The organism is Enterobacter sp. UPMP2061, from assembly GCF_053709615.1.
Genome location: NZ_JBSKJP010000010.1, coordinates 84,718 through 101,540, shown reverse-complemented (window position 1 = coordinate 101,540; position 16,823 = coordinate 84,718). Strand labels below are relative to the sequence as shown.

Below are 16,823 nucleotides of genomic sequence, written 5' to 3'. Positions count from 1 at the left end.
AGAAGCCTCGCAAAACGAGGCTTCCTGAGAGGCTTAATCGCAGGTGACGATCTTCATCGCCAGGCCACCGCGGGAAGTTTCGCGGTATTTGGCGTTCATATCTTTACCGGTTTCGTACATGGTTTCGATAACCTTGTCGAGGCAGACGCGCGGTTCGCTGGTACGACGCAGCGCCATACGGGCCGCGTTCACCGCTTTCACAGAGGCGATGGCGTTACGCTCGATGCATGGCACCTGGACCTGTCCGCCGACCGGATCGCAGGTCAGCCCCAGGTTATGTTCCATGCCGATTTCCGCCGCAATACAAACCTGCGCAGGACTTGCGCCCAGTAATTCGGCCAGACCCGCCGCCGCCATAGAGCAGGCGACGCCCACTTCACCCTGACAGCCCACTTCCGCGCCGGAAATCGAGGCGTTCATCTTGTACAGTGAGCCAATCGCACTGGCGACCAGCATATACCGCGCGAGTGAGTTTGCATTCACTTCACGGATAAACTTGTCGTAATACGCCAGAACCGCCGGAACAATTCCGCACGCCCCGTTGGTTGGCGCGGTGACGACGCGGCCACCCGCGGCGTTCTCTTCGTTCACCGCCAGCGCGAACATGTTGATCCAGTCGACGACGGCCATCGGGTCGGTGGTGGTTTTGTCGGTGCTGACCAGCATGCGGCGCAGCGCAGCCGCACGACGCGGAACACGCAGTTTACCCGGCAGCACGCCTTCGGTGGTGATCCCGCGCTCAATGCCGCTGCGCATCACTTCCCAGACGTTAGCGAAGTGCTGTTCCAGCTCCTCTTTGCTGTGCAGGGCCAGCTCGTTTTTCATCATCAGGCCGGAGAGAGAAAGCCCTGTCTCCTGGCAGTGACGCTGTAAGTCGGCCGCGTTTTTATAAGGGTACGGCACATCAACGGCAGAATTGGTGCTTTGACCAAAATGGTCCTCGTCGACGATAAACCCGCCGCCGATGGAGTAATACGTCTGGCTGTAAACCGCTTTGTCGCCGGCCAGCGCGGTAATGCGCATGCCGTTTTCGTGAAGCGACAGGTTATCCGCATGGAAATTCATGCAGTGATCAACCGGGAATTCAACCTCATGCTCGCCGTTCGCCAGCAGCAAACGACCGTGGGTGTTCACGTCCTGGATAAAGCCAGGTATTGCATCAATATCAACGGTATCCGGCAGATTACCCGCCAGCCCCATGATAATGGCAATATCGGTATGGTGGCCTTTACCGGTCAGGGAAAGGGAACCATATACATCGACAACCACGCGGGTGATGTCGTGCAAAATGCCGCGTGCAATCAAGTCATCCGTGAATTGTTTACCGGCTTTCATTGGTCCGACGGTGTGAGAGCTGGAAGGACCAATACCGATTTTGAAGATATCGAATACGCTAATCATGATGCGTCCATTGCTTCAGTCAGAGGGGAGAAGTGCGCCGTCCGCAGACGGCGCAGGAGGTATTAGCTGAACAGCGAGTAGAAAATAGCGGAGATGGCAATCAGGCCCATCACAACAACGAACACGTTGCTGATATGGCCGCTGTATTTACGCATCGCAGGCACTTTCTGAATCGCGTACATCGGCATCAGGAACAGGATCATCGCGATAATCGGGCCGCCCAGGGTTTCAATCATGCCCAGAATGCTTGGGTTCAGGGTGGCTACCGCCCAGGTGGTCACCAGCATGAACAGCGCAGTGATTTTGTTCAGACGGTTGATTTCAATGGTCTTGCCTTTACCACGCAGAGATTTAATCACCATGCCGTTGAAGCCTTCACGTGCGCCCAGGTAGTGGCCCAGGAAGGATTTGGTGATGGCGATAATCGCGATGATCGGCGCCATCCACGCAATCAGCGGTGCGTTAAAGTGGTTTGCCAGGTAAGACAGAATAGAGATGTTCTGCTCTTTCGCCGCCGCCAGATCCGCCGGGGAGAGGCTCAGCACGCAGCTGAACACGAAGAACATTACGGTCAGTACCATCATGATGTGCGCGCGAGCCAGGATGCTGGAGCACTTCTTCTCTGCGCCATTGCCGTACTCTTCACGCTTCGCTACCGCGAAGGAAGAGATGATTGGCGAGTGGTTGAAGGAGAACACCATCACCGGGATTGCCAGCCACAGGGTCAGCAGCAGACCGTTGCCGGTCGTGGATGCGCTGCTCAGAGACAGGGTTTCCAGCGCAGCGCCGTTCCACTGTGGGATCAGGTACAGAGCCAGCACCATCAGGGCCGCAACAAACGGGAACACCAGCACGCTCATCGCTTTCACAATCATCTGCTCGCCGAAGCGCACGATGGTCATCATACCGACGATCAGGATCAGGGACAGAATCGCACGCGGCGGCGGGGTCATCTGAAGCTGGTGCATCATAAAGCTTTCTACGGTGTTGGTGATAGCAACGCTGTACACCAGCAGAATCGGGTAAATCGCGAAGAAGTAGAGCAGGGTAATCAGCTTACCTGCGCCGACGCCGAAGTGTTCTTCAACGACTTCAGTGATATCTTCGCCCGGGTTTTTACCGGACAGCACGAAGCGGGTCAGGCCTCGGTGCGCAAAGAAGGTCATCGGGAAGGCGATGAGAGCCATGATGATCAGCGGGATCATACCGCCGACACCTGCGTTGATAGGAAGGAACAGTACACCAGCGCCGATTGCTGTGCCGTACAGGCCAAGCATCCACATGGTATCCGTTTTGCGCCAACCGCTTCGGGATTCAATCGAAGCAACGGTGCTGGTTTGAGTGGTTTCCATCTGTATCTCCTGGAGGAAGCAAATTGTCAGGTTTTTAGTCAAATCCGATGAAAAAGCGCCTGACGGTAATATGAAATTCGTTCAGTGACGGTTTTTTAATAATTTTTGCCCGTAACTATTGGCGGGCGGAAAGATACATTCTAGTTATGAATCTATCAGTGATCGCGATCCCAAATGCAATAATCCACTTGTGATGTGGGTATCTTTAGACCATTTATCTGTTAAAAAAACATCAAAGAGAATTTACGGGCGCGAAGGCTACCATTAACGACATGTTTTCGAAAAGGTCGACCCGCGAGATAGGTGTCTTTCGCTGTAAAGAAATGGGATTTTAGGATTTTCTGGCGGGTAATTTCGATTAAGGCTGATTATTTATGGTTTCAAAAACGAGGTAATCGTTTGCGCAGACGTCAGATTTGTTAATAACATTGAAGATCGCTATGAATTGCAACACGAATAAAAAAGCCGGATGACGATCCGGCTTGAGAGGAGAGGAATGTCGCTTTACTTGATGATTTCGTAACACGGAATATAGGCAGAGCCTGGAAGCTTCATGCGGTGCTGAGCGACAAAGCCCTGCAACATATCATCCATGCGGCGCATCATCTCCGGATCACCGTGGATCTTATACGGGCCAAACTCTTCAATTGCGCGTATCCCCACCTCTTTCACGTTCCCCGCCACGATGCCAGAGAAGGCGCGACGCAGGTCGGCAGCCAGCACTTCCACCGGCTGATCCGGATAGAGTTTGAGGTTCGCCATGTTCTCATGCGACGGCTCGAAGGGGATCTGAAGATCCGGTGCGATACGGATGGACCAGTTAAAGCTGTAGGCATCCCCGGTATCACGACGATTCTCTTTCACCAGCGGCATTGCTTTTTTCATCTGACGGGCCACTTCTGCGGCATCGTCAATAATAATGCGGTAGTGACGGCGCGCGTCTTCGCCCAGCGTATGCACGATAAACTCGTCCAGCACGCGGAAGTAGTCGGCGCTCTCTTTCGGGCCGGTCAGGATCAGCGGCAGAACCTGATCTTTGTTGGCCGGGTTCATCAGGATCCCGAGCAGATAAAGCAGCTCTTCCGCCGTACCTACGCCGCCCGGGAAGATAATAATGCCGTGCGCGATACGGACAAACGCCTCAAGACGTTTTTCGATATCCGGCATAATAATCAGTTCGTTAACCAGCGGGTTAGGCGGCTCAGCGGCGATGATCGACGGCTCGGTCATGCCGATAAAACGGCCTTCTTTATAGCGTTGCTGCGCGTGACCTACTGCCGCGCCTTTCATTGGTGCTTCCATCGCGCCAGGACCGCAACCGGTACAGATATTCAGTTCGCGCAGGCCGAGCTGCGTCCCCACGCGGCGGGCATACAGGTATTCGGTTTCGTTAATAGAGTGACCACCCCAGCAGACGACCATGTTCGGCGCTTCGCCCACGTGCAGGGCGCGGGCGTTACGCAGAATAGAGAAGACCAGGTTAGTGATATGAACGGAACTTTCCAGGTCAAGATGCTGGAATCGTCCGGCGTTGCTGATCTGTCCGTTAACAAACAGAATGTCGCGCAGCACGGCAAACAGGTTGGCCTGAAGTGAGCGAATAATACGCCCGTCGACAAAAGCGTCTTCCGGCGGGTTGATCACTTCCAGCTTCACCCCGCGCTCGCGGCGCAGCACGTTGATATCAAAACTTTCGAAGCGGGACAGCAGCTCTTTACTGTTGTCGGTCAGGCTTCCGGAGTTCAGTACGGCAAGTGAACAGTTACGAAACAGTTGATAAAGGTCGCTACTGGCGGTGCGTTTAAGCATGTCCACTTCCAGCTGCGACAACATATCCATAGAGCCAAGCGGGCTAATATGTGTAATCAAGTGAGCTCCTTATGGGACGATTATCGTCTTTCCCTGTTGATTACAATAGCCCTGGCTTATGACGTTTCACAACACTTCGGGCGGAATACCGCCCGCATATTGTGAAAATATTTATCTTACTGGCGCACCAGCCGTCCGGTGGCAGGCACAAAATCGGTATTGGTGCGCCACGGATTGATATCCAGACCGCCGCGACGGGTGTAGCGGGCGTAAACGCTCAGCTTTTCGGGCTGGCAGAAACGCTGGATGTCGTTGAAGATGCGCTCCACGCACTGCTCGTGGAATTCGTTGTGATGACGGAATGACACCAGGTAACGCAGCAGCTTTTCACGGTCAATCTGCGGGCCGCGGTACTGGATCTGTACCGAGCCCCAGTCCGGCTGATGGGTGATAAGGCAGTTGGATTTCAGCAGATGGCTGACCAGCGTCTCGTTGACCACTTTTCCGCCCGCCGCATTTTCCAGGTAGTCGGTGCTAAATTCATAGCTTTCCACCTCAATGTCCTGATCGTCGATGCAGGTGCCGTGGAAATGGGCGACAGGCTGTCCTTCCAGCTCATGCAGACGGTATAACGAGACGGTTACGTTCCCCTGCGCGCACGCGCTTAAATCACGCTCAAGCGTCTGTTGCACCTCGTCCCAGCTGTTGAATTTGGTCTGGTTAAAGCTGTTGAGATAGAGCTTAAAGCTCTTGGATTCGACCAGGTTTACGCTGGCGTAATCCAGCTCGACGTGGCCCACGGCCACCTGCGGCAGACCGCGCGCATTCAGCCAGGAGAGTTCGTACAGCGTCCAGATGTCGCCGCCGACAAACGGCAGCGCGTCAGCGTGCAGCCCGAGCGGATCGCGGTTCAGACTGCGCGGCACGCCCTGCAACAGGCTTGCATCGTAGGTGTCGCGGTAATCGGTCGATTTACCCAGCGTTAAGCCCGTTAACGCCTGATGATTTTCGTAAGACATGTTTCATAGCCACTTTACAGGTACACTTATGGGCTGAGTTTATCCTGTCTTACAAGAAGAGAGAAATCGGTGGATATCGAAACTGCAAATGCCCTGACGTCCTTCACGACCCGCTATTGCGATGCCTGGCATGAAAAGCGGGGGACGTGGCCGCAAAGTGCTGACTTATATGGCGTGCCGTCACCGTGCATTATCGCTTCGCAGGATGATTACGTTATCTGGCAACCGAAACCGTTCACGGGCGAGCAGAATGTAAATGCGGTTGAACGCGCGATGGACCTTGTGATACAACCTGCGCTTCATACATTTTATACCACGCAGTTTGCCGGGGATATGACTGCATGTTTTGCAGGACAGCCGCTGACGCTGCTGCAAACCTGGAGCGAAGACGATCTGCAACGCGTTCAGGAAAACCTCATTGGTCACCTGGTCACGCAAAAACGCCTTAAGCTCTCTCCGACTCTCTTTATTGCGACGCTCGACAGTGAACTGGACGTCATTTCAGTCTGCAATCTGTCTGGCGAGGTCATCAAAGAGACGCTCGGCACCCGCAATCGCGACGTTCTCGCGCCTTCACTTGCGGATTTTCTTACCCGAATTGAGCCGCTTCTGTAATCCATGATGCTACTGGACGTGTGAGAGATCTCTTACACGCTCTGTGAGACATCGCCGAAACAATTAGCATTGTCTTAGGGATTTCAGATTAATATTAACTTCTCTTTCAACAAGTTAGTGGTTTTCTGAAAGGAAATCCCCCGTTTCGCCTGGCTTACATTGCTCACAAGGTGGGTTGTAAGACGAAGCAGAATAGCGGATTCTATCTGTGTCGACAGGATGCCGACACGAGAAACGAACATCAGGATGATGGCGTTTCTTACCAGGGACACGTCAGGATGACGCCGCAGGAAGGCTTCAGGATGAAGCAAAGTGGATCACGCAGGATGCGTAAGGGACACCTCCAGGAAGGAGAACGAGAGCCGGTCAGGATGGTCGGTGGGTCAGGATGGCCAGGACGTTTCAGGATGAAACCTACACATCAGGACGATGTGAGCAGGAAGCAAAAGGTAAAGGGATGACCAGGCCTTCGGGCATCAGGAAAAGTTGTCACGGATGAGCAGGGAGCACGTATTGTAGCTGGAATGCTGCGAAACGAACCGGGAGCACTGTTTTTACAGTGCTCCCTTTTTTTATTTCTGTCTTCCGCAATGCTATGCTTCGCGCCATTCCGTTTTTCAGTTGAGGTATATATGTCGCATCATGACAACGTTCGTGCGCAGTTGCACGCCATCGAAGCCCTTATGCGCCAGCATCAGCTGTGGCAGGATAACGCGCCGCAGCCAGACGCGTTCGCCAGCACCCAACCGTTTTGTCTGGATACGCTGGCCCCGTTCGAGTGGCTCCAGTGGGTCTTAATTCCGCGTATGCACGCGCTGCTGGAAGGTGGTCACGCGTTGCCCGCGTCTTTTGCCGTCTCTCCCTATTACGAAATGGCGCTGGAAGCGACCCACCCGGCGCGTGCCATGATGCTGGTGGAGCTGGAAAAGCTCGATGCGCTTTTCGCCGGTGACGATGCATGACGCTTGAGATCCTTTATCAGGATGAGTGGTTAGTGGCGGTGAATAAACCGTCCGGCTGGCTGGTGCACCGTAGCTGGCTCGATCGCGATGAGAAAGTGGTGGTCATGCAAACCGTGCGCGATCAGATCGGTCAGCACGTCTTTACTGCTCATCGTCTGGATCGGCCAACCTCTGGCGTTCTGCTGATGGGGCTTTCCAGTGAGGCGGGTCGACTGCTTTCGCAGCAGTTTGAGCAGCACCAGATGCAAAAGCGCTACCACGCCATCGTGCGTGGCTGGCTGACGGATTCCGCCACGCTTGATTATCCGCTGGTGGAGGAACTGGATAAAATCGCCGATAAATTTGCCCGCGAAGATAAAGGCCCGCAGCCTGCGGTGACCGACTATCGCGGTATGGCGACCACAGAACTGCCGGTGGCGACCAGCAAATTTCCGACCACGCGATACAGTCTGGTTGAGCTTTTGCCCAAAACCGGGCGCAAGCACCAGCTTCGCCGCCATCTTGCACATCTGCGCCACCCAATTATCGGCGACAGCAAGCACGGCGATCTGCGCCAGAACCGCAGCGCGGCCGAGCACTTTGGCTGTAACCGGCTGATGCTGCACGCCAGCGAGCTACGCCTGGCGCACCCGTTTACCGGCGAACCGCTGACTATTCGCGCGGGGCTGGACGAGGTCTGGATGCAGGCGCTGTCACAGTTTGGCTGGCTGGGACAACTCCCCGAAAATGAAAGGGTTGAGTTTGCCGCAGTCAACGTTCAGGATGAACAGCAAGCGCAATAATTACGGGAGCAAAGCATGGCTGAAGTAGGCATTTTTGTCGGCACGATGTACGGCAACTCGCTGCTGGTGGCGGAGGAAGCGGAAGCAATCCTTGTAAACCAGGGCCATAAAGCAACGGTCTATGAAGATCCGGAGCTGGCGGACTGGGAAAAGTATAAAGATAAATACATCCTGGTGGTGACCTCCACCACCGGGCAGGGCGATCTGCCGGACAGCATCGTCCCGCTTTTCCAGGGCATTAAAGACCAGCTCGGCTATCAGCCAGATGTTCACTATGGCATCATCGCCCTCGGCGATAGCTCTTACGCTAATTTCTGCGGTGGCGGTAAACAGTTCGACGCGCTGTTGCAGGAACAGAGCGCTCAGCGCGTCGGAGAGATGTTGCTGATTGATGCGGGTGAACACCCTGAGCCAGAAAGCGAGTCAAACCCGTGGGTCGAGCACTGGGCAACGCTGCTTAAATAACCCTGCGCTATACCAATGGTAGGCCGGGTCAGGCGTAGCCGCCACCCGGCATTACACCCCGCCCCAAACGCCATTTCCGTGAACCACCTTCCACTCCTCTGGGCTTATGCCCTAAACAACCTCCCTCACGCCCTTCAATACTGTGTTTTTGCACGGTGAGGTGAAGAGGCACTCCTTCATATACTTTTCCCGTCACTATAAAACGGCTTCTGGCCGTACCAAAACCAAACACAAATCTCTCATTCTGATTACCCTACAGGTGCTGTACAGAATGAACCAGGCGAAAGCTATGTTTCAGGAGTGCAACAATGAGTACATTAAGCCACGCGGCGAGCAGCGCTGAGAAGCGCACCAACGCCCGCTACTGGATAGTGGTGATGCTGTTTATCGTCACCTCTTTCAACTACGGCGACCGTGCCACGTTATCCATTGCCGGCTCTGAGATGGCGAAGGACATCGGACTTGATCCGGTAGGTATGGGTTATGTTTTCTCCGCATTTTCATGGGCCTACGTAATCGGCCAAATCCCTGGCGGCTGGCTGCTGGACCGCTTTGGTTCAAAACGGGTCTATTTCTGGTCCATTTTCATCTGGTCGATGTTTACCCTGTTACAGGGCTTCGTGGATATCTTCAGCGGCTTCGGCATTATCATTGCGCTCTTTACCCTCCGCTTCCTGGTGGGCTTAGCGGAAGCGCCATCGTTCCCTGGCAACAGCCGTATTGTGGCCGCCTGGTTCCCGGCGCAGGAGAGGGGAACGGCGGTAGCCATCTTTAACTCGGCGCAATACTTTGCGACGGTTATTTTCGCGCCAATCATGGGCTGGCTGACGCACGAAGTGGGCTGGTCGCACGTCTTCTTCTTCATGGGCGGGCTGGGGATCGTCATCAGCTTCATCTGGCTGAAAGTGATCCACGAACCAAACCAGCATCCGGGCGTGAACAAGAAAGAGCTGGACTACATTGCTGAAGGTGGGGCGCTGATCAACATGGATCAGAAAACCCAGAAAGCTAAAGTTCCGTTCAGCCAGAAATGGGGGCAGATCAAACAGCTCGTCGGCTCACGAATGATGATCGGTATCTATCTCGGCCAGTACTGCATTAACGCCTTAACCTACTTCTTTATCACCTGGTTCCCGGTTTACCTGGTGCAGGCGCGTGGGATGTCGATTCTGAAGGCGGGGTTTGTCGCCTCCGTGCCGGCCATCTGCGGCTTCGTGGGTGGGGTGCTTGGCGGGGTCATCTCCGACTGGCTGATGCGTCGTACCGGTTCGCTGAATATTGCGCGTAAAACGCCAATCGTACTCGGCATGCTGCTCTCCATGACCATGGTGTTCTGTAACTACGTCAGCGCGGAGTGGATGATTATCGGCTTTATGGCGATGGCCTTCTTCGGTAAAGGCATTGGCGCACTGGGCTGGGCGGTGATGGCAGATACCGCGCCGAAAGAGATCAGCGGCCTGAGCGGTGGTATGTTCAACATGTTTGGCAACATTTCCGGCATTGTCACCCCAATCGCTATCGGTTACATCGTCGGCACCACTGGCTCCTTCAACGGCGCGCTGATTTATGTAGGCGTCCATGCTCTGGTGGCGGTGCTCAGTTATCTGGTGCTGGTGGGTGACATCAAACGAATCGAACTGAAACCTGTTGGGGAGCGCGGATGATGACAACGCAATCAAGCCCGATCGTGACGGAGATGAAGGTCATTCCGGTGGCGGGGCAGGACAGCATGCTGCTCAACATTGGTGGCGCGCATAACGCCTGGTTCACCCGCAACATTGTGGTGCTGACCGACAGCGCAGGGAATACCGGCGTCGGGGAAGCGCCTGGCGGAGAGGTGATTTACCAGACGCTGGTCGACGCCATCCCGCAGGTGGTTGGGCAGGAGGTCGCCCGCCTGAACAAGGTGGTTCAGCGGGTGCATAAGGGTAACCAGTCGGCGGATTTTGATACCTTCGGCAAAGGCGCCTGGACGTTTGAACTGCGCGTTAACGCGGTGGCGGCGCTAGAGGCGGCCCTCCTCGATTTACTGGGCAAGGCGCTGAACGTGCCGGTCTGCGAACTGCTGGGGCCAGGCAAACAGCGTAATGCGGTAACGGTGCTGGGCTATCTTTTCTACGTTGGCGACCGGACGAAAACCGATCTGCCGTATCTGGAACGCTCGCCGGGCAGCCACGAGTGGTATCACCTGCGTCATCAGGAGGCGCTCTCTGGCGAGGCGGTGGTACGCCTTGCAGAGGCGGCGCAGGATCGCTACGGCTTCAAAGACTTCAAGCTGAAAGGCGGCGTTCTGCCCGGCGAGCAGGAGATTGACAGCGTGCGCGCGTTGAAAAAAGGCTTCCCGGAGGCACGCATCACCGTCGATCCGAACGGCGCCTGGCTACTGGATGAAGCTATCGCGCTGTGCAAAGGGCTGGGCGACGTGCTGACCTACGCGGAAGATCCGTGCGGCGCCGAGCAGGGATTTTCTGGCCGCGAGGTGATGGCCGAATTCCGCCGCGCTACCGGGCTGCCGGTTGCGACCAACATGATCGCCACCAACTGGCGTGAAATGGGTCATGCGGTGATGCTGAATGCGGTGGACATACCGCTGGCGGACCCGCACTTCTGGACCCTTTCCGGCGCGGTGCGCGTGGCGCAGCTGTGCGATGACTGGGGGCTCACCTGGGGCTGCCACTCCAATAACCATTTCGACATTTCGCTGGCGATGTTTACCCACGTTGGCGCGGCGGCGCCGGGCAACCCGACCGCCATCGATACGCACTGGATCTGGCAGGAAGGCGAAGCGCGCCTGACCAAAAATCCACTTGAAATCAAAAACGGCACCATTGCCGTACCGGATGCGCCGGGGCTGGGCGTGGAGCTTGACTGGGATCAGATCCACAAGGCGCATGAAGCGTATAAAAAACTGCCGGGCGGCGCGCGCAACGACGCAGGCCCGATGCAGTACCTTATCCCCGGCTGGACATTTGACCGTAAGCGCCCTGTATTTGGACGTCACTGATAAAAGGATCGAACGATGAGCACATTTTCTACCCCTGTAGTCACCTCCATGCAGATCATTCCTGTCGCGGGACATGACAGCATGCTGATGAACCTGAGCGGCGCCCATGCGCCGTTCTTCACCCGTAATATTGTGGTGATCAAGGACAACTCAGGGCATACCGGTGTCGGTGAAATCCCGGGCGGGGAGAAGATCCTTAAAACGCTGGAGGACGCCATTCCGCTGGTGGTGGGTAAAACGCTGGGCGAGTACAAAAATGTGCTGACTCGCGTGCGTACGACCTTTGCCGATCGTGATGCGGGTGGCCGTGGTCTGCAAACGTTTGATCTGCGCACCACTATCCATGTGGTCACGGGCATTGAAGCCGCGATGCTGGATCTGCTGGGCCAGCATCTTGGCGTCAATGTCGCCTCCCTGCTGGGCGACGGCCAACAGCGCAGCGAAGTGGAAATGCTCGGCTACCTGTTCTTTATCGGCAACCGCAAACTCACCCCGCTGCCGTACCAGAGCCAGCCGGACGAAAAATGCGACTGGTATCGTGTGCGTCACGATGAAGCGATGACCCCGGACGCGGTAGTGCGCCTGGCGGAAGCCGCGTATGAAAAATATGGCTTTAATGACTTCAAGCTGAAAGGCGGTGTACTGGCGGGTGAAGAAGAAGCAGAGGCGATCGCCGCGCTGGCGAAGCGCTTCCCGCAGGCGCGCGTCACGCTGGATCCGAACGGTGCCTGGTCGCTTGATGAGGCGATAAAAATCGGTAAGCAGCTTAAAGGCGTGCTGGCCTATGCGGAAGATCCGTGCGGTGCAGAGCAGGGGTTCTCCGGACGTGAAGTGATGGCGGAGTTCCGTCGCGCCACCGGGCTGCCAACCGCCACCAACATGATCGCGACCGACTGGCGTCAGATGGGGCACACGCTCTCGCTGCAATCGGTGGACATTCCGCTGGCAGACCCGCACTTCTGGACGATGCAGGGCTCGGTTCGCGTGGCGCAGATGTGCCATGAGTTCGGCCTGACCTGGGGCTCGCACTCCAACAACCACTTCGACATCTCGCTGGCGATGTTCACCCACGTGGCGGCTGCCGCGCCGGGCAACATTACCGCCATCGACACCCACTGGATCTGGCAGGAGGGCAACCAGCGCCTGACCAAACAGCCGTTTGAAATCAAAGGCGGTATGGTACAGGTTCCTGCTACGCCGGGTCTGGGCGTAGAGCTGGATATGGACCAGGTCATGAAAGCACATGAGCTGTACCAGAAACACGGCCTGGGTGCGCGTGATGACGCGCTGGCGATGCAATACCTGATCCCAGAGTGGACATTCGACAATAAACGTCCGTGCATGGTACGATAAGCACATTGGGACCGCTCCCATGAGTGGTCCCTTACGTGGTGTATGCTTAACGTAACTAACATGCGTAAGGATGGCTTATGAAAATTGTTATCGCTCCGGACTCGTATAAGGAAAGCTTGAGCGCGCTGGAGGTGGCGACAGCGATAGAGGTCGGTTTTCGCGACATTTTCCCGTCAGCGGACTATGTCAAATTACCGGTTGCCGATGGTGGCGAAGGGACGGTGGAAGCGATGGTGGCAGCCACGCATGGGCGTCTTGTCCATGTTCCCATTACCGGGCCTTTGGGTGAACGCGTGGAAGGGTTTTTCGGGTTATCCGGAGACGGGAAAAGCGCCTTTATCGAGATGGCGGCAGCGAGCGGTCTGGAGCTTGTTGCTCCGGCAAAGCGTAACCCGTTAATCACCACCTCCTGGGGAACCGGGGAACTGATCCGTCATGCGCTGGATGCGGGCGTTAAGCATATCATTATTGGCATTGGAGGCAGCGCGACCAATGACGGTGGCGCAGGCATGGTGCAGGCGCTGGGCGTAAAACTGCTGGATGCGAAAGCGCAGCCCGTAGGGCCGGGCGGCGGCGAACTGGCAAGCCTTGCGCATATCGATCTTAGCGGGCTGGATAAGCGGCTGGCAGACTGTCGAATTGAAGTGGCCTGCGATGTGACCAACCCCCTGATCGGCGAAGCTGGCGCTTCTGCGGTATTTGGTCCGCAGAAAGGGGCGACGCCGGAGATGGTCAGGACGCTGGACAACGCGCTGGCGCATTACGCAAAAATTATCGCCCGGGATCTGGATATTGACGTCTTAAACCTGGCGGGCGGCGGTGCGGCTGGCGGAATGGGGGCGGCGCTGTATGCATTTTGCGGCGCACAGCTCCGTCAGGGGATTGAGATTGTCACCGATGCCCTGCATCTTGATGAACAGGTCGCGGACGCCGATCTGGTGATCACGGGCGAAGGGCGTATCGACAGCCAGACGATCCACGGCAAAGTGCCCGTTGGCGTGGCGAGAGTCGCGAAACGCTATAACAAGCCGGTTATCGGCATTGCCGGCAGCCTGACGGCGGATGTTGGCGTGGTGCATGAGCATGGACTGGATGCCGTATTCAGCGTGATCTACACCATCTGCTCGCTGGAGGATGCGCTGGAAAATGCGCAACAGAATGTACAGATGGCCGCAAGGAATATTGCGGCGGTGATAAAGATGGGGCAGGGGATGTCGCGTTAACGTTCGTGCTTCTGTAGGCCCGGTAAGCGAAGCGCCACCGGGCTTTGGTCTTAGCTCCCCAACACCTTCATTGCTTCCCGCGTCACGTTGTCCATCTCGTCCAGCAGCTCCAGGAACTCCGGTTCGAGATCGGATTCTGGCGTACCCGCGCGGAGCTGCTGTTCAAGCAACTGGCAGAGATTTTTCAACCGCGGTACGCCGCTGTAGCCGCAGCTGCCATGCAGTTTATGAATGGCTTCCAGCAGTCCTTCGGGGTTTTCACCCACCAGCTGTTCTTCAACCTTGTTACGGATCTCAGGCAGGAAGTCCACCAGCATTTGCAGCATATCGCGGGCCAGATCGGGTTTGCCCGCCGCCTGGCGCAGCGCCAGTTGCCAGTCAAACGTGGCATTCTGGTTAACGCTGATCTCCGGCGATTCAGCTGTAATGGTGTATGTCCCGCCAATGTGCCCCGGCTTGTAGCGCAGCAGCAGGCTGTGCAGCTTCTCTTCGTCGATCGGTTTCGCCAGATAATCGTTCATGCCCGCACCCAGCAGTTTCTCCTTTTGCCCCGCCATCGCGTGCGCCGTCACGGCAATCACCGGCGTCTGCTGCTGGTGCGGAAGCTGGCGAATCAACTCGCAGGCGCGGATGCCATCCATGCCCGGCATCTGAATATCCATCAGGATCAGGTCGAACTGCATCTGTTTGGCTTGTTCCACGGCTTCGGCGCCGCTGGTACACAGCTCAACATGCTGAACCTGATCCTCAAGCAGCACGCCAATCAGCTTCAGGTTCGCCGGGTTGTCGTCCACGGCCATCACCGTCATCGGCAGCTTATGTTCGTCGTTTTCCAGCGGCAGGGACTGATGCGTCAGACGGCAATATTCGGTCAGCGCAGGTAACAGCCGTGTGGCGGTGAGGGGTTTCAGCAGACACGCCGCCGCTCCGTCGTTTTTCAGCTCTTCGGCGTTGATTTGGGCGTGGCACGGCAGCGCCAGCAGCAGGTAGTCCGTCATTGAGGCCGCCTTCGCCAGGCGTTCCTGCTGCATGGTCAGTTCTCCGGTAAACGTCACCGGAATCCCCAACAACAGGATATCGTAATGATCGTTAGCCAGCGCGGAGAAGGTCGGGCTGTAGATGACCTCCAGCGGCGTGCTGCTTAATACATCAAGCGTACACTGCGCCGCCGCGGCGTTCGGTTCCACATAGGCCAGACGCATCCCTTTCAGGCAGCCGGTGACCGGGCCGTCGGTCTGCACGTTCGGGTTAAGATCAAGGTTGATATGGAACCAGAAGGTTGAGCCCCGGTTAGGCTGGCTATGGAAGGAGATATCGCCTCCCATCTCTTTCACCAGCTTTTGGGTGATCACCAGCCCCAGGCCCGTTCCGCCGTGACGACGGGAAATGCTCGCATCGGCCTGGCGGAAAGCCTGGAACAGACGCGTCTGATCGCGCTCCGGAATACCGATGCCGGTATCCCGGATCTGCACTTCAATCTGGACTTTGTTATTACTGAGCGCCCTTTTTTCGACCAGAATGTCGATGTTGCCGCTCTCGGTGAACTTAATCGCGTTGCCCACCAGATTGGTAATGACCTGTTGCAGGCGCAGCGGGTCGCCAATGACGTTATCCGGCACATCATTTTTAATATTGAGCGTCAGTTCCAGACCCTTATCATGCGATGAGTGGGCAAGAAGCGTGACCACGTCATCCAGCGTGCTGCGCAGCGGGAAGGGAATACTCTCCAGAATCAGCTTGCCCGCTTCCAGCTTCGAGAAGTCCAGTACGTCGTTAATAATGGTCAGCAGGTTGTTGGCTGAGCGTTCAATGGTATGCAGATGGTCACGCTGGGTCGGGTTCAGCTCGCTTTTGAGCGTCAGACGGGTGAAGCCAATCACCCCGTTCAGCGGCGTGCGCAGCTCGTGCGACATGTTCGCCAGGAACTCAGACTTAATACGTGCCGCCTCCTGCGCACGTTTTTTCGCCAGATCCAGCTCCACGTTCTGGATCTCCATCTGCTCCAGCGTTTCGCGCAGGTCAGAGGTGGCCTGGTCAACGTTGTGCTGCATCTCTTCGTGATAAGCCGCCAGCGACATCGCCATTGAGTTGATGCCATTTTTCAGCATATCCAGCTCGCCGAGCATAAAGCCTTCCACGCGGCTGTCGAGCTGACCCCGGCGGATCCGGTCAACGGTATTCACCATGTTGCGGATAGGCCCCGTGACGTCGCGCATCAGTCGCCAGCCGAAGATCAGCGCGATGCCGATACAGAACAGCATCATCACGCCGGAGATGAATATTTCTTTGTACTGCTGGAGCCGTACCGACTTAAGATCCAGCTCCAGCGCCACATATCCCAGCATATTATTGCTGGACTTCGCATCGGACTGGGCGGATTCATCGGGTGAATAGCTTTCGGAGATAATCGGCGTGCGCAGGATCATGATATCGCCGCGCCGCAACACCGTAAGGTGACGCGGGAAGGGGGTACCATCCGGGATTTTCAGCGACGTGGGATCCAGATGGAAATTCGAGGTGACGAACAGACGGTTATGCTCATCGTAAACGGAAATGGCGCGCACAATCTCTGAATGACGGCGGTGCAGCACGCTGATTAACTGACCAATGGATTCACGGTTTTGCAGGTTCATACCGTACTCGCTGGAGACGGCCAGCGGTTCGATAATGCTGGCCCCGGCATCTTCAAGCTGTCTCTGCAAATCGTTATAGCGATGCACCACAAAGAAAATGCTCAGCAGCAAACCGATGAGAACGGTAGGAGCGAGGATCAAAATCATCATGCGCGCGCGCAGGCTGTAGTTGGTCATGGAGTTCCGTTATGGGACAATCAGGCTA

The 16,823-nt window shown here is 56.2% G+C and carries 13 protein-coding genes; 8 read left to right on the top strand and 5 right to left on the bottom strand.

Features of this window, described 5'->3' with window-relative positions; genetic code table 11:
* Nucleotides 1–33: 33 nt before the first annotated feature.
* The 4 genes from ACWKXX_RS17625 to queF all read right to left on the bottom strand — a co-directional run bounded on the left by ACWKXX_RS17625 (nucleotide 34) and on the right by queF (nucleotide 5,581).
* A complete protein-coding gene (locus ACWKXX_RS17625) occupies nucleotides 34–1,401 on the bottom strand; it encodes an L-serine ammonia-lyase (protein WP_015571736.1) in 1,368 nt (455 codons plus the stop codon).
* 62 nt (nucleotides 1,402–1,463) lie between these two features.
* On the bottom strand, nucleotides 1,464–2,753 hold the full coding sequence (locus ACWKXX_RS17620; RefSeq protein WP_003862749.1) for an HAAAP family serine/threonine permease: 1,290 nt from the start codon (nucleotides 2,751–2,753) through the stop codon (nucleotides 1,464–1,466).
* A 504-nt stretch (nucleotides 2,754–3,257) separates the two neighbouring features.
* A complete protein-coding gene (gene ppnN / locus ACWKXX_RS17615; protein ID WP_003862748.1) occupies nucleotides 3,258–4,622 on the bottom strand; it encodes a nucleotide 5'-monophosphate nucleosidase PpnN in 1,365 nt (454 codons plus the stop codon).
* Nucleotides 4,623–4,738: 116 nt separating this feature from the next.
* The gene (gene queF, locus ACWKXX_RS17610; RefSeq protein WP_015571734.1) at nucleotides 4,739–5,581 is read right to left on the bottom strand and encodes an NADPH-dependent 7-cyano-7-deazaguanine reductase QueF; all 843 of its coding nucleotides are present in this window, start codon (nucleotides 5,579–5,581) and stop codon (nucleotides 4,739–4,741) included.
* Between the two features lie 69 nt (nucleotides 5,582–5,650).
* Here queF and syd point away from each other — a divergent pair, with 69 nt between their 5' ends.
* The 8 genes from syd (at nucleotide 5,651) to ACWKXX_RS17570 (ending at nucleotide 13,985) form a co-directional block, all read left to right on the top strand.
* The gene (syd, locus tag ACWKXX_RS17605) at nucleotides 5,651–6,196 is read left to right on the top strand and encodes a SecY-interacting protein (RefSeq protein ID WP_261666042.1); all 546 of its coding nucleotides are present in this window, start codon (nucleotides 5,651–5,653) and stop codon (nucleotides 6,194–6,196) included.
* A 632-nt stretch (nucleotides 6,197–6,828) separates the two neighbouring features.
* Nucleotides 6,829–7,158: a YqcC family protein gene (locus ACWKXX_RS17600; RefSeq protein ID WP_017382834.1), complete on the top strand. Its 330-nt coding sequence runs from the start codon at nucleotides 6,829–6,831 to the stop codon at nucleotides 7,156–7,158.
* On the top strand, nucleotides 7,155–7,940 hold the full coding sequence (gene truC, locus ACWKXX_RS17595; protein ID WP_032649337.1) for a tRNA pseudouridine(65) synthase TruC: 786 nt from the start codon (nucleotides 7,155–7,157) through the stop codon (nucleotides 7,938–7,940). Before ACWKXX_RS17600 ends, truC begins: the two co-directional genes overlap by 4 nt.
* Before the next feature lie 15 nt (nucleotides 7,941–7,955).
* The gene (locus tag ACWKXX_RS17590; RefSeq protein ID WP_015571732.1) at nucleotides 7,956–8,405 is read left to right on the top strand and encodes a flavodoxin; all 450 of its coding nucleotides are present in this window, start codon (nucleotides 7,956–7,958) and stop codon (nucleotides 8,403–8,405) included.
* A 308-nt stretch (nucleotides 8,406–8,713) separates the two neighbouring features.
* Nucleotides 8,714–10,069: a galactarate/glucarate/glycerate transporter GudP gene (gene gudP, locus ACWKXX_RS17585; protein WP_261666043.1), complete on the top strand. Its 1,356-nt coding sequence runs from the start codon at nucleotides 8,714–8,716 to the stop codon at nucleotides 10,067–10,069.
* Nucleotides 10,069–11,409, top strand: coding sequence for an enolase C-terminal domain-like protein (locus ACWKXX_RS17580; protein WP_045142000.1), 1,341 nt, complete (start codon nucleotides 10,069–10,071; stop codon nucleotides 11,407–11,409). The genes gudP and ACWKXX_RS17580 overlap by 1 nt, the downstream gene beginning before the upstream one ends.
* 15 nt (nucleotides 11,410–11,424) lie before the next feature.
* Nucleotides 11,425–12,762 carry a glucarate dehydratase gene (gudD, locus tag ACWKXX_RS17575; protein ID WP_261666044.1) on the top strand — a complete coding sequence of 446 codons (1,338 nt, stop codon included), beginning with the start codon at nucleotides 11,425–11,427 and terminating at the stop codon, nucleotides 12,760–12,762.
* Nucleotides 12,763–12,839: 77 nt separating this feature from the next.
* A complete protein-coding gene (locus ACWKXX_RS17570) occupies nucleotides 12,840–13,985 on the top strand; it encodes a glycerate kinase (RefSeq protein ID WP_040118044.1) in 1,146 nt (381 codons plus the stop codon).
* A gap of 50 nt (nucleotides 13,986–14,035) precedes the next feature.
* On the opposite strand, the gene barA is transcribed toward ACWKXX_RS17570, so the two are convergent.
* Nucleotides 14,036–16,795 (bottom strand): two-component sensor histidine kinase BarA, encoded by a 2,760-nt coding sequence (gene barA / locus ACWKXX_RS17565; protein ID WP_003862726.1) that lies wholly within the window; start codon nucleotides 16,793–16,795, stop codon nucleotides 14,036–14,038.
* Between the last annotated feature and the right edge of the window lie 28 nt (nucleotides 16,796–16,823).